Annotated in this window: 16 protein-coding genes and 1 tRNA gene; 5 read left to right on the top strand and 12 right to left on the bottom strand. The window is 69.5% G+C overall.

Features of this window, described 5'->3' with window-relative positions; translation table 11 throughout:
- Positions 1-59 precede the first annotated feature (59 nt).
- Positions 60-977, top strand: a complete 918-nt coding sequence (locus Q0747_RS04380; RefSeq protein WP_298252028.1) for a DMT family transporter — start codon at positions 60-62, stop codon at positions 975-977.
- A 98-nt stretch (positions 978-1,075) separates the two neighbouring features.
- On the opposite strand, the gene Q0747_RS04375 is transcribed toward Q0747_RS04380, so the two are convergent.
- Entirely contained in the window at positions 1,076-1,951 is an 876-nt protein-coding gene (locus tag Q0747_RS04375) for a hypothetical protein (protein ID WP_298252027.1), read from the bottom strand.
- A 188-nt stretch (positions 1,952-2,139) separates the two neighbouring features.
- Here Q0747_RS04375 and Q0747_RS04370 point away from each other — a divergent pair, with 188 nt between their 5' ends.
- Complete coding sequence (locus tag Q0747_RS04370; protein ID WP_298252026.1) at positions 2,140-2,682, top strand: peptidylprolyl isomerase; 543 nt, start codon at positions 2,140-2,142, stop codon at positions 2,680-2,682.
- Between the two features lie 157 nt (positions 2,683-2,839).
- Positions 2,840-3,562 (top strand): rhomboid family intramembrane serine protease, encoded by a 723-nt coding sequence (locus Q0747_RS04365; RefSeq protein ID WP_367277660.1) that lies wholly within the window; start codon positions 2,840-2,842, stop codon positions 3,560-3,562.
- A gap of 222 nt (positions 3,563-3,784) precedes the next feature.
- Here the strand turns inward: Q0747_RS04365 and Q0747_RS04360 are convergent, their stop codons facing one another.
- Positions 3,785-4,033, bottom strand: a complete 249-nt coding sequence (locus Q0747_RS04360) for a cell division protein CrgA (RefSeq protein WP_298252024.1) — start codon at positions 4,031-4,033, stop codon at positions 3,785-3,787.
- A 373-nt stretch (positions 4,034-4,406) separates the two neighbouring features.
- On the opposite strand from Q0747_RS04360, the gene Q0747_RS04355 reads away from it, so the two are divergent.
- Entirely contained in the window at positions 4,407-5,051 is a 645-nt protein-coding gene (locus tag Q0747_RS04355; protein WP_298252023.1) for an aminodeoxychorismate/anthranilate synthase component II, read from the top strand.
- A 63-nt stretch (positions 5,052-5,114) separates the two neighbouring features.
- Here Q0747_RS04355 and Q0747_RS04350 read toward each other — a convergent pair whose 3' ends face one another.
- Genes Q0747_RS04350 through Q0747_RS04325 form a run of 6 tightly spaced genes read right to left on the bottom strand, consistent with a single transcriptional unit; the run spans position 5,115 to position 12,671 of the window.
- Complete coding sequence (locus Q0747_RS04350; protein WP_298252022.1) at positions 5,115-6,899, bottom strand: protein kinase domain-containing protein; 1,785 nt, start codon at positions 6,897-6,899, stop codon at positions 5,115-5,117.
- Positions 6,896-8,338, bottom strand: a complete 1,443-nt coding sequence (locus Q0747_RS04345; protein WP_298252021.1) for a penicillin-binding protein 2 — start codon at positions 8,336-8,338, stop codon at positions 6,896-6,898. The genes Q0747_RS04350 and Q0747_RS04345 overlap by 4 nt, the downstream gene beginning before the upstream one ends.
- The gene (locus Q0747_RS04340; RefSeq protein WP_298252020.1) at positions 8,335-9,765 is read right to left on the bottom strand and encodes an FtsW/RodA/SpoVE family cell cycle protein; all 1,431 of its coding nucleotides are present in this window, start codon (positions 9,763-9,765) and stop codon (positions 8,335-8,337) included. Before Q0747_RS04340 ends, Q0747_RS04345 begins: the two co-directional genes overlap by 4 nt.
- Positions 9,758-11,446: a PP2C family serine/threonine-protein phosphatase gene (locus tag Q0747_RS04335; protein WP_298252283.1), complete on the bottom strand. Its 1,689-nt coding sequence runs from the start codon at positions 11,444-11,446 to the stop codon at positions 9,758-9,760. Before Q0747_RS04335 ends, Q0747_RS04340 begins: the two co-directional genes overlap by 8 nt.
- Positions 11,447-11,448: 2 nt before the next feature.
- The gene (locus tag Q0747_RS04330) at positions 11,449-11,937 is read right to left on the bottom strand and encodes an FHA domain-containing protein (protein ID WP_298252019.1); all 489 of its coding nucleotides are present in this window, start codon (positions 11,935-11,937) and stop codon (positions 11,449-11,451) included.
- Positions 11,934-12,671 carry a DUF3662 and FHA domain-containing protein gene (locus Q0747_RS04325; protein WP_298252018.1) on the bottom strand — a complete coding sequence of 246 codons (738 nt, stop codon included), beginning with the start codon at positions 12,669-12,671 and terminating at the stop codon, positions 11,934-11,936. The genes Q0747_RS04330 and Q0747_RS04325 overlap by 4 nt, the downstream gene beginning before the upstream one ends.
- 322 nt (positions 12,672-12,993) lie before the next feature.
- Between Q0747_RS04325 and Q0747_RS04320 the strand changes: the two genes are divergently transcribed.
- A tRNA-Leu gene (locus tag Q0747_RS04320) sits at positions 12,994-13,076 on the top strand.
- Positions 13,077-13,135: 59 nt separating this feature from the next.
- On the opposite strand, the gene Q0747_RS04315 is transcribed toward Q0747_RS04320, so the two are convergent.
- The 4 genes from Q0747_RS04315 to Q0747_RS04300 all read right to left on the bottom strand — a co-directional run bounded on the left by Q0747_RS04315 (position 13,136) and on the right by Q0747_RS04300 (position 19,449).
- Complete coding sequence (locus tag Q0747_RS04315) at positions 13,136-16,552, bottom strand: error-prone DNA polymerase (RefSeq protein WP_298252281.1); 3,417 nt, start codon at positions 16,550-16,552, stop codon at positions 13,136-13,138.
- 65 nt (positions 16,553-16,617) lie between these two features.
- Positions 16,618-18,219, bottom strand: coding sequence for a DNA polymerase Y family protein (locus tag Q0747_RS04310; protein ID WP_367277659.1), 1,602 nt, complete (start codon positions 18,217-18,219; stop codon positions 16,618-16,620).
- Entirely contained in the window at positions 18,216-18,980 is a 765-nt protein-coding gene (locus Q0747_RS04305; protein ID WP_298252017.1) for a hypothetical protein, read from the bottom strand. The genes Q0747_RS04310 and Q0747_RS04305 overlap by 4 nt, the downstream gene beginning before the upstream one ends.
- A gap of 76 nt (positions 18,981-19,056) precedes the next feature.
- Positions 19,057-19,449, bottom strand: coding sequence for a DUF5997 family protein (locus Q0747_RS04300; protein WP_148599857.1), 393 nt, complete (start codon positions 19,447-19,449; stop codon positions 19,057-19,059).
- Positions 19,450-19,467: the final 18 nt, after the last annotated feature.

Here is a 19,467-nt window from a genome sequence, read left to right as displayed (position 1 = left end):
TCGGGACCTAGCCGCGTTAAGGGGGTCCTGGGGGAGATGAAGTGCACTAGGGTGGCCCGGTGATCATCTTCCTGTCGATCCTCGGCGTCATCGGAGTCTCGGCATCTGGTCCCATCATGGCCGCCACCGCCGCACCGGTCCTGGCGATCGCCTTCTGGCGGAATCTGCTCGGCGCCGGCCTGATGGCGGTACCCACGGCGGTGACGAAGCGCGCGGAGTTCGCCGCGCTGACCGCGGCCGACTACAAGCGGCTCACCATCGCGGCCGTGGCACTGGCCCTCCACTTCGTCTGCTTCGTCTCCGCGCTCAAGCTCACCTCGGTCGCCGCGGCGACGGCGCTGGTGTGTCTGCAGGTGGCCTGGATCGCCCTCTTCGACTCCCTCCTGGGCCGCCGGCCGCAGGGTGTCGTGGTGGCGGGTCTCGGAGTGGCGCTGCTCGGCGTCGTCATCATCACCGGGTTCGATCTCTCGCTCTCCCGCGAAGCGCTGCTCGGCGACGTCCTGGCCCTGGCGGGAGGAGCCATGGCGGCGATCTACCAGATGGCCGGCGCCGCGGCGAGGAGGACCATGTCCACCGGGACCTACACCACCCTGTGCTACGGCGCCTGCGCGGCGATCCTCGCGGTCCTGTGCCTCCTGACGGGGCAGGCACTCGTGGGTTTCAGCCCGGCCGCCTGGGCAGGGATCCTCGCGGTCACGGTCCTGGCGCAGCTCATGGGCCACTCGGTGTTCAATCATCTGCTCGCCGTGATGAGCCCGCTCGTCGTCTCGATGATCATCCTGCTGGAGATCCCGGGCGCGGCCCTCCTCGCGGCGATCTTCCTGGACGAGAAGTTGCCCATCGGCACGTACGGGGGGCTCCTGCTGATCCTCGCCGGCCTGGCGGTGGTGGTGCGCGGTCAGCAACGGGCCAGGGGCCGACGTCGACCGCTGGGAACCGACCATCCCACCCCGCCGCCGGCTCTCGGCGGAGAGTAGGCTCGCGCCCTCGCGGGCCGGGAGCGCCGCCCGGACAACGAAGGACCCCCGGGAATCCCGGGGGTCGTTCCGTCGTCGATGGTGCGGCGACTACCGGATCAGGCGCGGTGCTCGTCCGTGCCGGTGTTCTTGGTGGTCTCCGGTGCGTTCTTGGTCGCGGTGACCGGAGCCGGCACGTCCGCCTGGGTCTTGGTGTCCTCGGTCTGTCCTTCGGCGGCCGCCGCGCGATCAGCGGCTTCCTTGATGGTGGCGATGACCTCCTTCGCCTCCTCGGACTTGGCACTGGACACCGGAGCGGGGGTCGCCTTGATCGGCGCCGGCGTCTTCCAGGGGTCCTCGACCGGCTTGGACGCCCGCCAGGCGGCGACGCCGGCGACGAGGGCCGCCATGACGATACCGAGGACCAGCCAGCCCTTGCCGGACTTGCGCGCCTGGTTCTTCTTGAGGTCCTTCGACGTCTGCTTGGCTGCGGCGGCGAGGCGCTTCTGCGCGTTCTTCACGCTTTTCTTGTTGCCGGTCACCTTCGTCACGGTCTTCTCCACGGCGGGAGGCACCGTGGCCCCGGCGAGGGAGCGCGATGCCGTGTCGGCGGCTTCTCCGAGCCTGGTGGACAGCGCGGGGAGGTACTCGTCCACCACCTTGCCCTTCGCCGTCGTGATGGCGGGCCCGGCCTTGTCCAGGGTGCCCTGGAGCCTGGGGGTGGTGTCGTCGATCAGCTGGGAGAGCCTCGGGCCCACCTTGTCGATCCCGTCCTGGATCTTGGGCGTCACGGTGGAGATTCCTCCGGAGATGCCGTCGGCCGCACGCCGGTAGGTGTCCTGGAGCGCGGGGCCGGCGGTCTCGAGGCCCTTCTCCAGACGGGGCTTCGCCCAGCCGTAGGCTGCATCCACGCGGGGTGCCGCCCATTCACGGACGGCGGTCACTCCGGCGACGACGTCTTCGAGCTCATGGGCAACACGATCGTTCTTCTTCACAAAAACCTCCAAAAGGGTGCCTACTCGTTGACATCAGCCTACGTTGCATGGGCAGGGCGTGCTATCCGACGCCGAGCGAATATCCGTCGGGTTCCGGCATTTCACCGTGATTTCACTGTGCGATTTCACTGTGCGCGGAATGGCACCGCTCCAGCTTTTTCCCCGGGACACCGTGAAAGAATGGAGGGATGACTGCCATTCCAACAGCAAAAGCGACCATCCGGACGAACCAGGGCGAGATCCTCGTGAATCTCTTCGGCAACCACGCACCGAAGACCGTCAAGAACTTCACCGGGCTCGCCACCGGCGAGATCACCTGGACCCACCCGAAGACCGGCGAGAAGAGCAACGCCCCGCTCTACAACGGGACCATCTTCCACCGCATCATCAAGGACTTCATGATCCAGGGAGGCGACCCCCTGGGACAGGGAGTGGGCGGCCCCGGCTACCAGTTCGACGACGAGATCAATCCCGACCTGACGTTCGGGGAGCCGTACAAGCTCGCGATGGCCAATGCGGGGCTGCAGGGCGGACGCGGGACCAACGGGTCGCAGTTCTTCATCACGTCGGTGCCCACCACCTGGCTGCAGGGCAAGCACACCATCTTCGGCGATGTCACCGACGAGGACTCACGCGCGGTGGTCGACAAGCTCAACTCGATCGCCACCGACATGAGGGACAAGCCCCTCGACGACGTCGTGATCGAGAGCATCACCGTCGAGCAGCTCTGACCGAGTGTCCTTCGGTGTTCCCGCGCCAGATACCGGCAGCCAGGAGGCTCCGGTATGTCCGCGGCATCCTGACCGCGTCAGCTATGTGAGCTGCCAGCGGTGCGGTCGCCCGGCCTGCGGGCAGTGCCAGCGGCCCGCTGCCGTGGGCTTCCAGTGCGTGGACTGCGTGCGGGAGCAGGCCGCCAACGCACCGGTGCGCAGGAACGCCTTCGGCGGGATCGCCCGCGGGACCGGGCCCGTGGCCACCTACACCTTCATCGGGCTCTGTGTGGTGGTCTTCCTCCTGCAACTCGTCGTCCCAAACCTGACCCGCGCCCTGCTCTACGCCCCCGTCTTCACGGCGGGGCTCGAGGGCGTGATCCCCGCCCAGCCGTGGCGCATGCTGACGGCGGCGTTCCTGCACTCCCAGAGTTCCTTCCTGCACATCGCGTTCAACATGTACGCGCTGTACATCCTCGGGAAGGTCCTCGAGCCGGCGATGGGATGGGCCCGGTTCGCTGCGCTGTACCTGATCGCCGCCGCGGGCGGGTCGATCGGGGTGCTCCTGCTCAGCCCGAACCCGCTCCAGGGCGTGGTGGGGGCCTCCGGCGCCGTCTTCGGACTGTTCGGAGCGCTCTTCATCATCCAGCGGAAGCGCGGCAACGACGTCAAGCAGATCGTGGTGCTCATCGGCATCAATGCCGTGCTGGGCTTCGTGGTGCCGGGCATCGCCTGGGAAGCGCATCTCGGGGGGCTCCTGACGGGGGCCGCCTGTGCGGCGGTCATCGCCTATGCACCCCGCGGCGAACGGCAGGCCACCATCCAGTGGCTGGGGCTCGCCGGGGTGGTGGCGCTGCTGGCCGTGCTCACCCTCGTCGGGGGTGCACTCCTGCCCGGCTGACCACAGGGGATGCACTGAGGGGCCGGTACTGTCCGTACCGGCCCCTCAGTGCGTTATCCACAGCAGTTGTCCACAGCGGGGATAACTTACACACATGTAATTCCACAGCTGTGGATAAGCGCTGCGGGCGATCGGCCGGGAATCGGGACGAAATCCCCCATCTTCTGCACAGTTGTGGAAAACGTCATGCACACGCTGTGTACAGTCCCGGGCGCCGGGCACTCACCGCCAGCGCGTGGTCATGAGGAAGCCGACGATCGCGATGCCGAAACCGGCCATGATGTTCCATGACCCCCAGGCCTCCACGGGGAAGCGCGACTCGGAGATGTAGAAGGTGATGATCCAGAGCAGCCCGATGATCATCAGGCCGAACATCACGGGTTTGTACCAGGCAGGATTCGGGGCGGGCTGCGAGGATCTCACGCCGGCCGTTGCTGAGGTGGCTCTCTTGCGGGGCTTCGACTCTGGCACGGGTACTCCTCGACGGGGCGCGGCCGCGGATCGACGGCGCCGGGGGTGGGACGACTTGCTGTCCGGGACGCTGTGTCCGGGCCGACGGGCCCAGCGACAGGCGGCGGCCCGGCACTCCTGACGATTCTAGCCAAGACCCGGGTCACCGGAGATCCTGCCGGCGGGAGCGGCCGCCGCTCCCGCCGGGCCGGGGACCGCGCCTCGGCGGAGGAGCCCGAATGGTCCGTGCCGCAGGACAGGGATAATCTGGGGGACGACGACCCGACGACCCGACGGTCCCGCCCACCGGCTCCGGCCACCTCCGGGGTGCTGCCCGTCCGGGCCTTGGCGGGCCGGTCCACCCACCGATTCAACGATTGGTTCCCTCTGGCTCATGGCTGCTACAACCCGAATCCTCGTCGTGGACAACTACGACAGCTTCGTCTACACCCTCGTCGGTTACCTGCAGGAGCTCGGGGCCGAGACGACAGTGGTCCGCAACGACGATCTCACGCTCGCCGAGGCGCAGGAGATGGCGGCGTCCCGCGACGGCGTCCTGATCTCTCCCGGCCCCGGGACGCCCGCCGAGGCCGGCATCTGCGTGGACCTCATCACCTGGTGCGGAGAGCATGCCAAGCCGATGCTCGGGGTGTGCCTCGGGCACCAGGCACTCGCCGAGGCGTACGGCGGGACCGTCACGCACGCCCCGGAGCTCATGCACGGCAAGACCTCCCTCGTGGAGCATGATTCCACCGGGGTCTTCGCGGGTCTGCCGTCGCCCATGACGGCCACCCGCTACCACTCGCTGGCGGCCGTCAGCGACGACGTGCCGGCCGAGCTGGTGGTGACCGCGCGCACGGCGAGCGGGATCATCATGGGGCTGGACCACACCACAGCGCCCCTGCGCGGCGTCCAGTTCCACCCGGAGTCCGTGCTCACGGAGGGTGGTTATCAGCTGCTGGGGAACTGGTTGGAGTCCCTGGGTCTCCGGGGGGCTGCTGCCACTGCTGCGGGCCTCAGTCCGCTCATCGCACGCTGACGCCGGCGCAGCACGCCCTTCGACCGTGCAGGGCTTCCGACGGCGGCCCGTGGAGCCGCCGGTTCAGGGGGTCGAGGTGGGAGCGGGTGTCGGGTCGGCCGCTGCTGCGGGGCTCGAGGTGGGCTCCGGACTCGTGGTGGGCTCCGGGCTCGTCGTCGGCTCCTCGGGCGGCGGTTCTTCGCTCGGTACAGGCTCGACGGGCGGCGCAGGTGCGGGAGGACCGGAGGAGACGACGTAGTTGACGTTCGTCCCCGTGGCGACCACCGCACCGGCTCCGGGTGCGGTTCTGACGACCGTGCCCGCGGGCTGCTGGGACTCCTCGGTCCCCTCGTTCACCGGCACGAGTCCCAGATCCACGAGGATGCGGTCCACCTCGGCGGAGGTCCTTCCCTGCAGGCCCGCCGGTACCGTGACCTCCTCCGGGCCGCTGGAGACACTGAGCGTGATGGTGTCGCCCCGGGTGAGGCTGCCGACCGGGTCGATGCCGGTCACGAGGCCCTCCCGGGTATCGGAGGGTGGATCCGTCTCCGTCGTCACCCTGAAGCCGAGCTCGGCGAGCTCGTCCGTCACCTCGGCCACCGGCCTCCCCAGGTAGTCGCCCGTGGTGATGACGATCTCCGCTTCCTCGCTGGGCTCCGGTGACGGCGTCGTGGGTGCCGCCGAGGTCGGGGCCGGAGGCACGTCCGCCGCATCGTCGCCCACGAGCAGGGGCTGGAGCATCAGGAACGCGATCGCGCCGAGGGCGAGCAGGAGCAGCACGATCAGCGGTATCAGCCACGGGCTGCGCCGGTTCGCCTCGTGGTCGTACGCCTGCGCACCGTCGGGGCCCTCGACGTCGTCCTGCGACCAGTCCCGCGACGCCGCGATCCCGGCGGTCGTGGGAGCGGCCACGGTGGGCAGGGCCGACGTCGACGGGGAGGAGATGGCGGTTGTCGCCTGGGTGTCCTGGCGCTGTACCGCTGCCGTGGGCGTGTCGGCGCCGCGGGAGAAGGCGAGCATCCCGGGGACGGCGGCCTCCGCAGCCCGGATGTCGCCGGAACGGATGGCATCGACCGCCCGAGCCAGGGCCTCCGAGTCGGCGGGCCTGTCGGCCGGGTTCTTGGCCAGCATCGAGCCGATGAGTGCCCGCACCGGATGCGGGATGGACTGCGGCAGGGGAGGTGGTGCGTCGTTGACCTGCGCGAGTGCGATGGCGATCTGTGATTCGCCGGAGAAGGGGCGCCGGCCGGCCAGCAGTTCGTAGCCGATCACGCCGAGTGCGTAGATGTCGGAGGAGCCCGTGGCCGGCTGGCCGGTGGCCTGCTCCGGAGCGAGGTACTGGGCGGTGCCCATGACCTGGCCGGTGGCGGTCAGCGGCACCTGATCGGCGAGCCGCGCGATCCCGAAGTCGGTGATCTTCACCCGGCCGTCCGGCATGACGAGGATATTGCCGGGCTTGACGTCGCGGTGGACGAGGCCCTGGCGGTGGGCGACGGCGAGGGCCGTGGCGGTCTGCCCCACGATGGACAGGGTGCGGTCCGGTGAGAGGACCTGCTCCTTCTCGATCACGGCGGAGAGCGGCTGCCCCGGGACGAGTTCCATGACGAGGTAGGCGGAACCGCCCTCCTCGCCGTAGTCGAAGACATTCGCGATTCCCTCATGGTTGAGCAGGGCGGTGTGACGTGCTTCCGCCCGGAAGCGGTTGAGGAACGCCGGGTCGCCCGAGTACTCCTCCTTGAGGATCTTGATCGCGACCACGCGCCCGAGGATCCGGTCCCGGGCCTTCCAGACCTCCCCCATGCCACCGATGGCGATGCGGTCGGTCAGTTCGAATCTGCCGCCCAGGGTGATTCCTGACGTTGGCCTCATCTGTTCAACACCGCCTCTATGAGTCGCTTGGCACTGGGTGAGGTCAATTGCTGACCGGTGGGGATGTCCACGTTCTCCATCACGATCGAGATGGCCACCTGCGGGTCGTCCGCGGGGGCGAAGCCGGTGAACCAGGCGTTGTCCCCGCTGTCGGTGACCTCGGCGGTCCCTGTCTTGCCGGCCACCTTCACGCCCGCCACCTGGGCTCCCGCCGCGGTGCCGTTGTCCACCACGTTGACCATCCACTCCGTCAGCTGGTCAGCCGTCTCCCGGCTCACCGACTGCCGCAGCGTCTCCGGCTGCGGGGAGTCGATCAGTTCGAGGTCGGCGGCCCTGATGGAGGAGACGAGCTGCGGCTTCATCTGCTCGCCGTCGTTGGCGATGGCAGCGGCGACCATGGCCATCTGCAGGGGGGTGACGCGCGTGTCGAACTGGCCGACCGCCGACTGGGCCAGCTCGGGGTCCGTCAGGTCCGTCGGGAAGATACTGGCCAGGACCCTGGTGGGGATGGACAGCTCCTCGCCGAAACCGAACCGCTCCGCCTGCTTGCGGAGGGCCTCCTCGCCCAGGTCCAGGGCGATCTGCGCGAACGCCGTGTTGCAGGACTGCTCCAGGGCGAACTCGAGATCCGCCGTCGCCCGGCTCGCACACCCGCCGGAGACGAAGTTCGGCAGGGTGTACTCGATCCCGGGGAACTCGAGCGCCGGCGGGTTGGGGATCTCCGACTCGGCGTCGTACTCCCCGGACTCGAGCGCCGCCGCCGCGTCGATGAGCTTGAAGACGGATCCCGGTGCGATGAGCGACTCCGTGGCCGGGTTGGTGTAGACGGACAGGCCCGGCTGTTCCGTGAGCGCTGCCAGATTCTCGGCGACGATCGAGGTGTCGTGCCCCGCCAGCAGATTCGGGTCGTAGGTCGGCTTGGACACCATCGCGAGGATCCGCCCGGTGGACGGTTCCAGCACCACGATGGAGCCCCGCTGGCCCTCCGGGATCAGGTCCGACGCGAGCTGCTGGAGCTGGGGGTCGATGGTCAGTTCCACGGAGGCGCCTCCCGGTTCGGCTCCGGAGAACAGGCTCACCACACGGTCGTAGAAGAGCGAGCTGCTGGTGCCGGCGAGGATCTCCGATTCCGCGTCCTCGAGCTGCGTGGACCCGATCGAGAGGGAATAGAAACCCGTGAGGTGCGCGTACCGCTCGGGTTCCCCGTAGACGCGCTGGTAGTTGAACTGGTCGTCGGACGGCACGGACTGGGCCACGGCCCGCCCGTCGACCAGGATCGCCCCCCGCTGCCGGTCGAAGTCCTGATAGAGCTGGCGGTTGTTCCAGGGGTTGGCCGTCAGCTCGGCCGCCTGGAAGAACTGCACGTAGGTCAGGGAACCCAGGACGAGGGCGAACATGGTGACGGCGACCACCCAGGCCCCGCGGATGGCCTGATTCATCGGGTTCCCTCCCTGGCTGCCCTGGTTCTGCCGATCTTCCCCGTGACGCCGACCGGCTCCGGGAACGAGTTCTTCATGGGCGTGCTGGTGACCGGTCGCCGCGCGGTCTCGGAGATGAGCAGCAGCAGGGCCACGATCAGCCAGTTGGCGAGCAGCGACGACCCGCCGGCCGACATGAACGGCGTGGTGAGCCCCGTCAGCGGGATGAGCCGGGTGATGCCGCCGATCACCACGAAACACTGGAGGGCGATGGTGAAGGAGAGACCGCACGCCAGCAGCTTGCCGAAGCCGTCCTTGGTCCCGAGAGCGGCCCTGATGCCGCGGGAGACGAGGATGACGTAGAGCATCACGATCGCGACGACGCCGATGAGCCCGAGTTCCTCTCCGAGCGCGGCGATGATCATGTCGCTGTTCGCATAGGTCACGAGATCGGGCCGGCCCCCGCCGAGCCCCGTGCCCAGGAGCCCGCCGTCGGCGAGTCCGAACAGGCCCTGCACCACCTGACCGCTCCCGCCGGGAGCCCTGTTGTAGACGTCGGGGTCGAAGGCGTTGATCCACGAGTCGAAGCGCAGGGCCACGTGGCTGAACAGCTCGAGGGCGACGAACACCCCGCCGGCGATCATCGCCAGGCCGATGAGGACCCAGCTGACCCTGCTCGTCGCCACGTAGATCATGACCATGAAGAGACCGAAGAAGAGGATCGACGACCCCAGGTCGCGCTGGAAGATCAGCACGCCGATACTGACCACCCAGGCCGCGGCCATCGGGGCCAGATCACGGAAGCGCGGCAGCTGGAGGGGGCCGATCTTCTTGCCGGCCAGCAGGATCAGATCGCGGTTGGTCGACAGATAGCCGGCGAAGAAGATGGCGAGGGTGATCTTCGCGATCTCACCCGGCTGGAACGTGCCGAAACCGACCGAGATCCAGATCCGCGCCCCGTTGATCTCCAGGCCGAGGGGTGGGGGCATGAGGGGCAGCAGGAGCAGCACGGCGCTGACGATGAGCGAGGTGTAGGTGAAGCGCCGGAGGATCCGGTGATCCTTGAACACGAGCAGCAGGACCGCTGCCGCCCCGATCGCCACCGCGGTCCACATGACCTGTTGCGGCGCGACGGGGGTGAACTCGGGATTCACCGAGAGTGCCGAGAGATCGAGGCGATGGATCATGGCCAGGCCGATCCCGTTCAGGGCGATCACGATGGGAAGTATCACGGGATCGGCATACTTCGCCCGGAACCGGAGCACGATGTGGAGGAACAGGCCCATGAGCCCGAGTGTCAGGGCCTGGGACCAGAAGTAGTCGCCGAGGGGCTCGTTGCGCCCGAGATTGGCCAGGAAGTTCGCCCCGATGCCCACCACGAGGGCGAGCAGGAGCAGGACGAGCTCGATGTTGCGCCGTGAGCGGGGCGCTGTCAGGACATCACTCATCGCCGGTACCTCCACAGTCCACGGTCGGGGAACCGGACCCGGAGGCGGTACCGGCCTGCACGGACGCCGACGGCGCCAGCGAGGCGGAGGCCGACCGGTTCGGCATCGCGGAGGCCGACGGACCGGCCGACCCGGAGGGACCGGGACGTGCCGTGCTGCCGGCGGTCGGAGCCGCACTGCCGGTGCGCGGGCTCGCGGATGCGGTGCCCGGCGTGACCGGGTCGCAGGAGACGGCGCGCAACTCACTGCGCAGATCGCCCACGATCCGTTCGGCCTCCTGCAGGCTCGCCGCCGGCAGGGTGTTCCGCACCTGGGAACGCTGGTACTCGGGCAGATTGGAGACCGGGATGTCGGTGGTCCGGTACAGATCACTCAGATCGATGGGGCCCACCCTCTGGGGCACCCCCGTGAAGATCGCGACGCGATTGTCGGCGTCGGCGATGTAGTAGCGCGTCTGCGTCCAGGTGTAGCCGAAGCCCAGGACGGCCACCAGGATCAGGGTGAGCAGGGAGAGGAAGGCGGGCACGAGCCAGCGCCGCTTCCGGACGGGGGGTTCGTCCTCGAGGTCCTCGGCCAGATCCTCGTCCGACTGGCGCATCAGCATCTTCGCCGCGCGCCGCTCCGTGGTCCGCTGCGTCACGATGGGGATCTGGCCCGTCTCCGTGGCCAGGGCCGCCGAGCCCACGAGGACATGGGGCCTGGTCAGCAGATCCTCGCGGATCACGTCGGCGCGGATGGCCGTGCCGGGCAGGTCCCCCTTGTGCTCGACATCCGTGGAGGCGGTCTCCGCCGGGTCCGTCCCGGCGGTGTTCCCCGTCCCGGCGGTGTTCCCCGTCCCATCGGTGTCCCCCGTCCCGGCGGTGTCCCCCGTTTCGGCGGGGCGCTCCGCTGCGTCGTCGCGCTCGCCGGCCGCTTCCCGGGCCGGAGGCAGCACGGCGGGCGGGCCGCCGTCGTCGTCCGCATCGACCACCTCGATCACGGCGACGGTGATGTTGTCGGGCGAGCCGCCCGCGAGCGTCATGTCCACGAGGGCGTCGACGGCCTCGCGGATGTCCTCGGCCTCGCGCATGGTCTGCTCGACGACGCGGTCGGGGAGGACGGCGTTGAGCCCGTCGGAGCACAGCAGCCAGCGTTCTCCCGGCGCCGCGTCGAAGTGGTCCAGATCGAGCTCGGGGCTGGCATCGACGTCGCCCAGGACCCGCATGAGGACGTTCTTGTGCGGGTGGACCTCCGCGTCCTCGGGCGTGATGCGGCCCTCGTCGATGAGCCGCTGCACGAAGGTGTGGTCCGTGGTGATCTGCTCGAAGACGCCGTCCTTGAGGCGATAGGCGCGTGAGTCCCCGATGTGGGCCAGCTGGAGCGTGCTGTCCTCGAGGAGCAGGGCCGTGACGGTGGTGCCCATCCCCGCCAGTTGCGGACTGGTGCCGACCAGTTCGGAGAGCAGCGAGTTGGCGGTCTGGATCTCGTCCGCGAGATGCGTTCCCGCCTCGCCGCCGTGTCCGTCGTGGTCGAGGTGGATCAGGTCCAGCACCGTCGACGCCGAGGCGACGTTCCCGCCGGCATGGCCTCCCATGCCGTCGGCCACGACGGCGAGATAGCGGCCGGCGTAGGCGGAGTCGTCGTTCTTCGCACGCACCATGCCCACGTCGGACCGGGCGGCGAACCGCAGGGCGAGCCGCATGCTCACGGCCTCAATTCGATGACCGTCTTGCCGATCCGGATCGGGACCCCCGGCTCGACGGGCAGGGCTCGCGTCAATTGCTGACCGGCCAGGTACGTGCCGTTCGTGGAGCCGAGATCCTCGACGAACCAGCGGCTGCCCTGCGGGAACAGGCGCGCGTGCCGACCGGAGGCGTAGTCGTCCTCGAGGACGAGCGACGACTCCTGGGCCCGGCCGAGCAGGATGGGACTGGAGGCGAGTTCCAGGACCGTCCCGGTGAGGGGGCCCTCGGTGACGACCAGCTGCCGCGCCGTCGTGCGTGCCGGGGGTGCCTGGTCCACGAGGTCCGGGTTCCTGCGGATCTCCCGTGCCGTGGGCGTACCCACCTTGTTCCGGCGGCCCACCACGAGGTCGCGGCGCAGGGCACCCACGGTGCTGAGGACGAGGATCCAGAGCAGGATCAGGAATCCGAAGCGCAGCAGGGTGACGGTGAGTTCACCGGCATCGGTCATCGGTGTCCGCCGCCCTGCGCGGGGAGGATGCGGAACATCAGGCGCGACCGCCCCAGGGAGATGGCCGAACCGTCGGTGAGCTCCGTGCGGCCCGCCACGCGCTGGCCGTTGACGTAGCTGCCGTTGGTGGACCCGAGGTCGACGGCGTAGACGCGCCCGTCCTCCGAACGGATCTCCAGGTGCCGCCGCGACACCCCGGTGTCGTCGACGAGGATGTCCGCCTCGGACGAGCGGCCCAGCACCACCGAGCCGGAGGTGATGGAGTACCGCCGCCCGTCGAGCTCGAGGACCGGCTGGTACCGCACCGGCTCGTGCCGGGGCGTCGCGGGAGCAGCGGGCCCTGCGGGGCGACGCTCCGCGCCCGCCTTCTCGATGGAGGAGTCGATCTCGAAGACACCCGCCCGAAGATCGGGGTCGTGCTCGAAGGAGACACGCACGGGCCCCTGCAGGCTGTACTGCTGGCTGTTCACGTGGGCGATGACCACGTCGCAGAGTTCCTCGGCGAGGGGGGAACCCCACTGCTGGGCGAGGTCGAAGTCGGAGTCCGACAGTCGCGCGGCGAAGACGTTCGGTGCGAGGGTACGACCCTGCGAGAGGACCAGGGAGCGGTTGTCGAGCTCCTTCCGGAGGGCACTGGCGATCTCCAGGGGCTGGACCTGGGAGTGCGAGCCACTTGCGAAGGCGCCGCGGACGAGCTTTTCGAGTCCGCGTTCCACGTTGTCGAGAATGCCCATCGCGTGCCTCCTTCTGCTGTCGCTGCGCCGGTCCGACGGCGGGGTGCCGCGGCATCGTGCCCGGTGCTGCCTGATGGCAGGGTCCAGCCGGGCGTGTTCCATCCGATACTACTGGGAGCCCTCCTGAAAGGGCTCCAGGTGGGCTCCCCGAGGATCACTTTGTCCTAACGATCACCGGGCCGGGCAGCTCCCGGTGCGTGGATCCATGGTACGACCGGCCATGTCCGGGGGTGTTTAGGTGAATGCCGCAGCTCTCCGCTATGCTCGTTTCTGCTGTTCACAACATCTGCGCCCTGGCGTGCAGGAGTTGGAAACTCAGACTGCGCGAGTGGCGGAACGGCAGACGCGCTGGCTTCAGGTGCCAGTATCCGAAAGGGTGTGGGGGTTCAAATCCCCCCTCGCGCACAGTGCATCACAGTGGAGGGCTCCCGCCGGTCGGGGGCCCTTCGTCGTCGGGGCGCGGGTCAGCGGAAGTCGCGTGACTTGCTGGTGGCCTTCAGCTGCAGGGCCTCGATGCGGTCCGCCACCACGTTCACGATCCCCTCGTCGGAGCGTTCGAGGATGCCGCGGACGATCACGCTGCCGGCCTCGCGCGCCACCCGGCGGTGGCGCTGCCAGACGCCCACCGAGCAGATGATGTTCACCAGTCCCGTCTCGTCCTCGAGATTCATGAAGGTGATACCGCTCGCGGTTGCCGGCCTCTGCCGGTGCGTGACGACTCCCGCCACCTCGATCCTCCGACCGGACTCCGTCGTCCTCAGCTCCAGTGCCGTCAGGGCGCCACGGCGGATCAGCCTGCTCCTGGCGTGGCGCATGGGGTGGTCGTCCGGAGTGATCCCGGTGGACCAGAGATCGGACCCGACCCTGTCGATGTCCGAGAGCTCGGGCATGAGCGGGGGCTGGATGTAGACGGCGGTCCCCTTGATCTGGTCGGCCCGCTCGGTGGACGCCGGGCCGGCATGCCACAGCGCCTCCCGGCGGGTCAGGCCCATGGAGTCGAAAGCACCCGCCGCGGCCAGGGCCTCGAGCTGGCCCGCATTGACCCCGGTGCGCCGTGCCAGATCGGGAAGATCCTCGTAGGGGCCCTCCCGTTCCCGCTCCGCGACGATCCTCTCGGCCAGCTTCATGCCGAGGGACTCCACGCTGGCGAGCCCGAGTCGCACCGCATGGTTGCCGTCACGCCGGTGCGGGGTGGAGTCGAAGGGCGTGTCCGGGTCGAAGGGACCCACCGGCGCCTGCTCGTTCTCGGTGCAGCAGTCCATACCGGTGGTACGCCGGGAAGGATCGGAGGGAGGGTGGTACCCCTCCAGCGGTTCAAGATCGGCGTGCACCCCGGAGAGCAGGATGTCGGGGCGCAGCACGACGGCGCCGTGCCGCCGGGCGTCCGCCACGAGCGTCTGCGGCGAGTAGAACCCCATGGGCTGCGCACGCAGCAGCGAGGCGAGGAACGCCCCCGGATAATGCAGGCGCAGCCAGGCACTGACATAGACCAGCAGCGCGAAACTGATCGAGTGGCTCTCGGCGAAGCCGAAGTTCGCGAACGCGTAGATCTTGCTGTAGATCGCGTCCGCCGTCTCTCCGGTGATCCCCTTGGAGGCCATGCCCTCGTACAGCGTGGCCTTGAGGGAGTCGATCCGCTCCTCGCCCCGCTTCGATCCCATGGCGCGGCGCAGGAGGTCGGCGTCCGCGCCGGTGCAGCCGCCCACCACCATGGCCATCTGCATGAGCTGTTCCTGGAAGAGGGGGACACCCAGGGTCCGCTCCAGAACCGGTTTCAGTTCGGGGTGGATGTACCGGACCTCCTCCTCGCCCATCTTCCGCTTGACGTACGGGTGGACGGCGCCGCCCTGGATGGGACCGGGCCTGACCAGGGCCACCTCGATCACGAGATCGTAGAACTGGCGGGGCTGCAGGCGGGGGAGCATTCCCATCTGGGCGCGGCTCTCCACCTGGAACACCCCGATGGAGTCCGCGAAGCACAGCATGTCGTAGACGCCCTGCTCCTCCTTCGGAATGGTGTGCAGCTCCCATGTCTCACCGAAGTGCCGTTCCACGAGATCGAAGTTGTACTGGATGGCGGCTAGGATGCCGAGCCCCAGGAGGTCGAACTTCACGAGCCCCATCCAGGCGCAGTCGTCCTTGTCCCACTGCAGGACGGTCCGCCCCTCCATCCGTCCATGCTCGATCGGACATACTTCTCCCACCGGCCGGTCCGTCAGCACCATCCCGCCCGAGTGGATCCCCAGGTGGCGGGGAAACTTCAGCACCTCCTGCGCCAGCGTGACCACGGACTCCGGGATGTCGTGATCGCTGCTGGAGACGAGGCCCCCCCAGCGCTCGATCTGCCGGGACCAGGCGTCCTGCTGCCCTGGACTGTGCCCGAGTGCCTTCGCCATGTCCCGGACGGCGAACTTCGGCCGGTACGTGATCACGTTGGCCACCTGGGCGGCGTTGAAGCGTCCGTACTTGCGGTAGACGTACTGGATGACCTCCTCGCGCCGGTCCGAGTCGAAGTCCACGTCGATGTCCGGTTCCTCGTCGCGCAGACTCGAGAGGAAGCGTTCGAAGGGGAGCCGGTACTTGATGGAGTCGACGGCGGTGATCTCCAGCAGATAGCAGACCGCCGAGTTCGCGGCCGAGCCGCGCCCCTGGCACAGGATGCCGTGCCGGCGGGCGTACTGCACGAGATCGTGGACGATCAGGAAGTAGCCCGGGAAGTTCTTGTCCTCGATGACCTCCAGCTCGCGCTCGATGCGTTCCCGGACGTCGGCCCGGCCCCCGTAGAGCCTGTCGGCTCCCTGCCAGACGAGCTGGCGGAGATAGCTCATCTGGGTGTGTCCCTCGGGCAGCTCGATGTTCGGCAGACCGGGGGTGACACTGCGCAGGGTGAAGGACAGCTCCGCCGCGAGGTCCACGGTCCGTTCCACGGCTCCGGGGTAGTCCCTGAACCGTCGCAGCATCTCCGCCCCGCTGCGCAGGTGGGCGGAGCCGGCAGCGGGGAGCCAGCCGTCCATCTGGTCCAGGCTCCGGCGCGCCCTGACCGCGGCCAGGGCGGAGGCGAGCCGGTGCTGGTCCGGGGTGGCGTAGTGCACGTTGTTCGTGGCGACGGTGGGCAGCTGCAGGCGGCCGGCGAGGGTGGCCAGGGCGGCGTTGTGTGCGGTGTCCAGCGGGTTGCCCTGGTCGATCAGCTCGACGGCGACGGACTCCCGGCCGAACAGGTCCACGAGCCTCCGGAGCTCGGTCTCGGCCTCGGTGACCCCGGTGGCGAGGGCCGAGCGGACCGACCCCTTGCGGCACCCGGTGAGGATCATCCACTGGCCACCGGCGTGTCCGGCGAGACGCTCGAGGTCGTAGCAGGGCTTGCCCTTCTCGGCCCCCGCATCGAGCTGGGCCTCCGTGATGGCCGTGGAGAGGCGGTGATAACCGGCGGCCCCGCGGGCCAGGACCAGCAGGTGCTTCCCCTGCGGATCCGCCTCCCCGTTCTGGGGCCGGGACAGCCCCAGCGAGAGCTCGGTGCCGTACATCGTCGAGAAGCCGGCGTACTTCTCGGTCGCCTCGGCGAAGCGGACGGCGCCGTACAGACCGTCGTGATCGGTCAGGGCCAGCCCGGTCAGCCCGAGCCGGTGGGCCTCCTCGGCGAGGTGCTCGGGGCTGGAGGCGCCATCGAGGAAGCTGAAGTTGGAGTGGACGTGCAGTTCCGCGTACGGGACCACCGGGCCCTCCGGGGCAGGGAGCGCCGCAGGGGCCGTGTAGGGCAGGCGCTTCCGCGACCACGCGGGACTGTCACCACCGTCGGCGCCCACGGGCGGTGCACCGGGCCGGGTCGCGGAGAGATTCCGCTCGAACTCCGACCACGGGATGGGTGGGTTGTTCCAGCCCATGGTCCTCCGTCCCGTCGTCGTTCCCGTCGTCGTTCCCGTCACTGTCCCTGCTGCCGGCACCCCGGTCAGTCGTAGCTCGCCTCCACCCACCAGGCGTGGTCCTCGAGCAGCAGCAGCCAGGCGGATCCCGACTGATCCACCAGCTGGAAGCGGTGGAGCGCCCGTCCCTTCGGATCCCACCACCGTTCACTGATGGGCCACGGCCCGGCCCAGGAGTGCACGGGCCGCTGTCCGCCGTCGGACCCGGCGCTGAAGAAGGCGGGATCGGCGCTCAGGAGACCGCGGGGATCCACGTCCACCGGATTGCCGCGCGCATCGACGACGACGGCGGGCCTGGGGTCGGCGAACACGGTGGCCGGAGCCGGGCCCGGCAGCCTGCCGGGCCAGGGCTGGTCCCGCTCCCTGGCGGGTGGTCCCGGGGACTGCGATCCCGCCGGTACGTCCCCCCAGGGGATGAGGACGCGGCGATCCGCCAGGAGCCGGCCCCCGGCGATGACGGCGGTGAGCACGGCGCTGTGGCCCAGCATGCTCTGCACCCGGGCCAGGCCGTGGTGGATGCTCTCGTCCGGTCCCGTGCCCCACAGGCCGTCGGCGTGATCGCCGAGGTCCTCGACGACGTCGGGCACCAGGTGCACCCGGGTGATGCCGGAGGTCAGGCCGTGGTCGGACGCATTGGCCCCCTGCAGTTGCCAGCGCACGCGGTCCACGACGTCGTCGGCGTCGAACCAGCGCGGGTGCTGCCAGCGGCGCGCGGAGACCTCGCCCGACTCCGTGTGCAGGGACACGTGCAGGGCCGTGCAGACCAGGCCGGCCCCGCGCAGGGTGTCGATGAAGGCAGCAGCCTTGGTGCGCATGGTGAATGCGAGCTGGTCGATACGGGCCAGCGGCGGCTCGAAATCGGCGACGGCGTCGAGCTGGGGCGGGGGCGTGCGGGCCACGACGTCGTGGTGGTCGAGCCCGCCGGCCTGACGGTGGGCCACGGCGCCCTCGAGGCCGAAGCGGTTCCGGACGTCGGAGGCCCTGAGGGCGGCGAAGTCGCCGAGGGACCGGATGCCGAGCCGTTTGAGCAGCACCGTGAGCTTCGGCTGCTCCAGGACCTCCAGGGGGTAGCTGCTGAGGAACCAGGGCGAGCCACCGGGCGGGATGACGACGACCGGCGCGGCGTCGTCGTCGAGCTGGTCGGTGGCCCGGGCTGCCTGCTCGGCGGCGAACGGCCCGTCGGCGACGCCGATCCGCACATCGGTGAGGCCGATGGCGGCAAGGGTGTCGACGACGACGCCGGCGGTCTTCTCCTCGCTGCCGTAGTACCGCGCGGGTCCCTTGACCCTGATGGCGCACAGCCCGGGACGGATCACCTGCACGCCGGGCATGATGGTCTCGACCGCCGCGGTCACGGGTTCGAAGGCGCGTTCGTCGAGGGAGGCATCGTACGCGAGGGACACGAGTCCGGTGCTGCGGGCCTGGGCCTCCCTGATCCGCAGTCCCCGCCGCACGCCGTCCTGGCGCGCGGCGGGGGAGCACGCGAAGACCTCCCCCCGATCCACGAGGACGAGTGCGGTGTCCGCGGGCAGCGCGTGTTCGCGCAGTGCTGCCGTCACGGGCCAGTCCGGGCACCAGAACATCAGGGTCCGGGTGGCGGTGGGCGCTGCGGGCAGGGTGGATCTCACGAGGACTTCATCAGCCGGGGTTCGAACAGGGAACCGGCGGGATCGCCGTCGCCGAGGGAGGGGGCTCCGGGGAGCACGGTTCCGTCCGCGGTGCCCTGCAGCTCGGCCAGTCCCACATAGGCGTGGCGGAGCCGTCCGGAGGGTTGCGTGGCGGTGATCTTCATGCGGCGTTTCCGGAGGTGGCCGGAGCCGGCCCCGAGGCCCTCCCAGGCGCTCTCGGCCACACCGAGCGTCGAATCGCTCTGCTTCCAGGAGCCGAGGGTGATCAGCGCCGCGCCGCGCTGGCGCAGGCGCGCCTTCAGACGGGCCCACTCGGTGGGTGCGAGGTGTTCCGGGGTGCGGACCAGCACGATCGAGACCACGTCCACGAGGGCTGCCGTGACGGAGAGCCACTGGCTTCCGGGGTCGGGGATCAGGATGAGCCGCTCGAGGTTGATGCCGAAGCCCTGTGCCGCTTCGGCGCTGAAGTCCGGTACGCCGATGACGCAGCACCAGGCGCCCGTTGCCGACGGGCCGGCGAGCAGCGCCATGGCCAGGGTGGCGGAATTCCGCACCGCGTACGAGCTTCCGGACTGGAGGCCGCCGCCGGGCAGGATCCGGGCGAGTGCGGGAACCGTGGGCATGCACCGCGAGGCCAGCGTGCTGGCCTGCATGCTGTTGATCCGGGCCTGGAGCTCGCGGGCCGTCCCGGACGCCGCGGGTCGTGGCGCGCCCTCGGTGGGGGGATCGTCCCACTCGGGACCGGCAGCTGGAGGCGTCACCCCCTAATATTCGAAGACGTGTTCTATTAAGTCAATCGGTGTGTCCGGTCCGGACGAACCGCGTCCACGGTGCTTCTCAGGTGTCGGCAGCCCTGCGCGCGGCATCGCGCTCCTTGACCCTCGCCGCCTCGCTGCGGACGGCCGCCTGCGTGGCGCGCTCGCTGACCAGCCAGGCCGGCGGATCCTGCAGGAGGGCGGTGATCTGCTCGGTCGTCAGGGGATCCGTCAGTCCACCGCGGGCCAGGCCGCTGATGGAGATACCGAGCTTCTGCGCCACCACGGGGCGCGGGTGCGGGCCAGTGCGGCGCAGCTCCGCGAGCCATTCCGGCGGGCTCTGCTGGAGTTCGTCGAACTCCGCGCGCGTCGGTCCACTCTCCTGGAAGGCCTGGGGGGCGGCGGGCAGGTAGATCCCCAGCTTCTTGGCCGCCGTGGCGGGTTTGAGGGTCTGGGTGGCTTTCGCGGGAGTCATGGACCCAGCTTAACGGTC

It is taken from the genome of uncultured Arthrobacter sp., from assembly GCF_947493765.1.
Taxonomy (GTDB): Bacteria; Actinomycetota; Actinomycetes; order Actinomycetales; family Micrococcaceae; genus Arthrobacter_D.
Note: the sequence above shows the minus strand (reverse complement) of the source record. Positions and strands in the feature narration are given on the sequence as shown.

Bases quoted from the DNA above. Each gene is read 5' to 3' on its own strand.
- Q0747_RS04370 (WP_298252026.1), top strand. From the start codon at position 2,140: ATGACTGCCATTCCAACAGCAAAAGCGACCATCCGGACGAACCAGGGC.
- Q0747_RS04355 (WP_298252023.1), top strand. From the start codon at position 4,407: ATGGCTGCTACAACCCGAATCCTCGTCGTGGACAACTACGACAGCTTC.
- Q0747_RS04350 (WP_298252022.1), bottom strand. From the start codon at position 6,899: ATGAGGCCAACGTCAGGAATCACCCTGGGCGGCAGATTCGAACTGACC.
- Q0747_RS04345 (WP_298252021.1), bottom strand. From the start codon at position 8,338: ATGAATCAGGCCATCCGCGGGGCCTGGGTGGTCGCCGTCACCATGTTC.
- Q0747_RS04340 (WP_298252020.1), bottom strand. From the start codon at position 9,765: ATGAGTGATGTCCTGACAGCGCCCCGCTCACGGCGCAACATCGAGCTC.
- Q0747_RS04335 (WP_298252283.1), bottom strand. From the start codon at position 11,446: ATGCGGCTCGCCCTGCGGTTCGCCGCCCGGTCCGACGTGGGCATGGTG.
- Q0747_RS04330 (WP_298252019.1), bottom strand. From the start codon at position 11,937: ATGACCGATGCCGGTGAACTCACCGTCACCCTGCTGCGCTTCGGATTC.
- Q0747_RS04325 (WP_298252018.1), bottom strand. From the start codon at position 12,671: ATGGGCATTCTCGACAACGTGGAACGCGGACTCGAAAAGCTCGTCCGC.
- Q0747_RS04315 (WP_298252281.1), bottom strand. From the start codon at position 16,552: ATGGGCTGGAACAACCCACCCATCCCGTGGTCGGAGTTCGAGCGGAAT.
- Q0747_RS04300 (WP_148599857.1), bottom strand. From the start codon at position 19,449: ATGACTCCCGCGAAAGCCACCCAGACCCTCAAACCCGCCACGGCGGCC.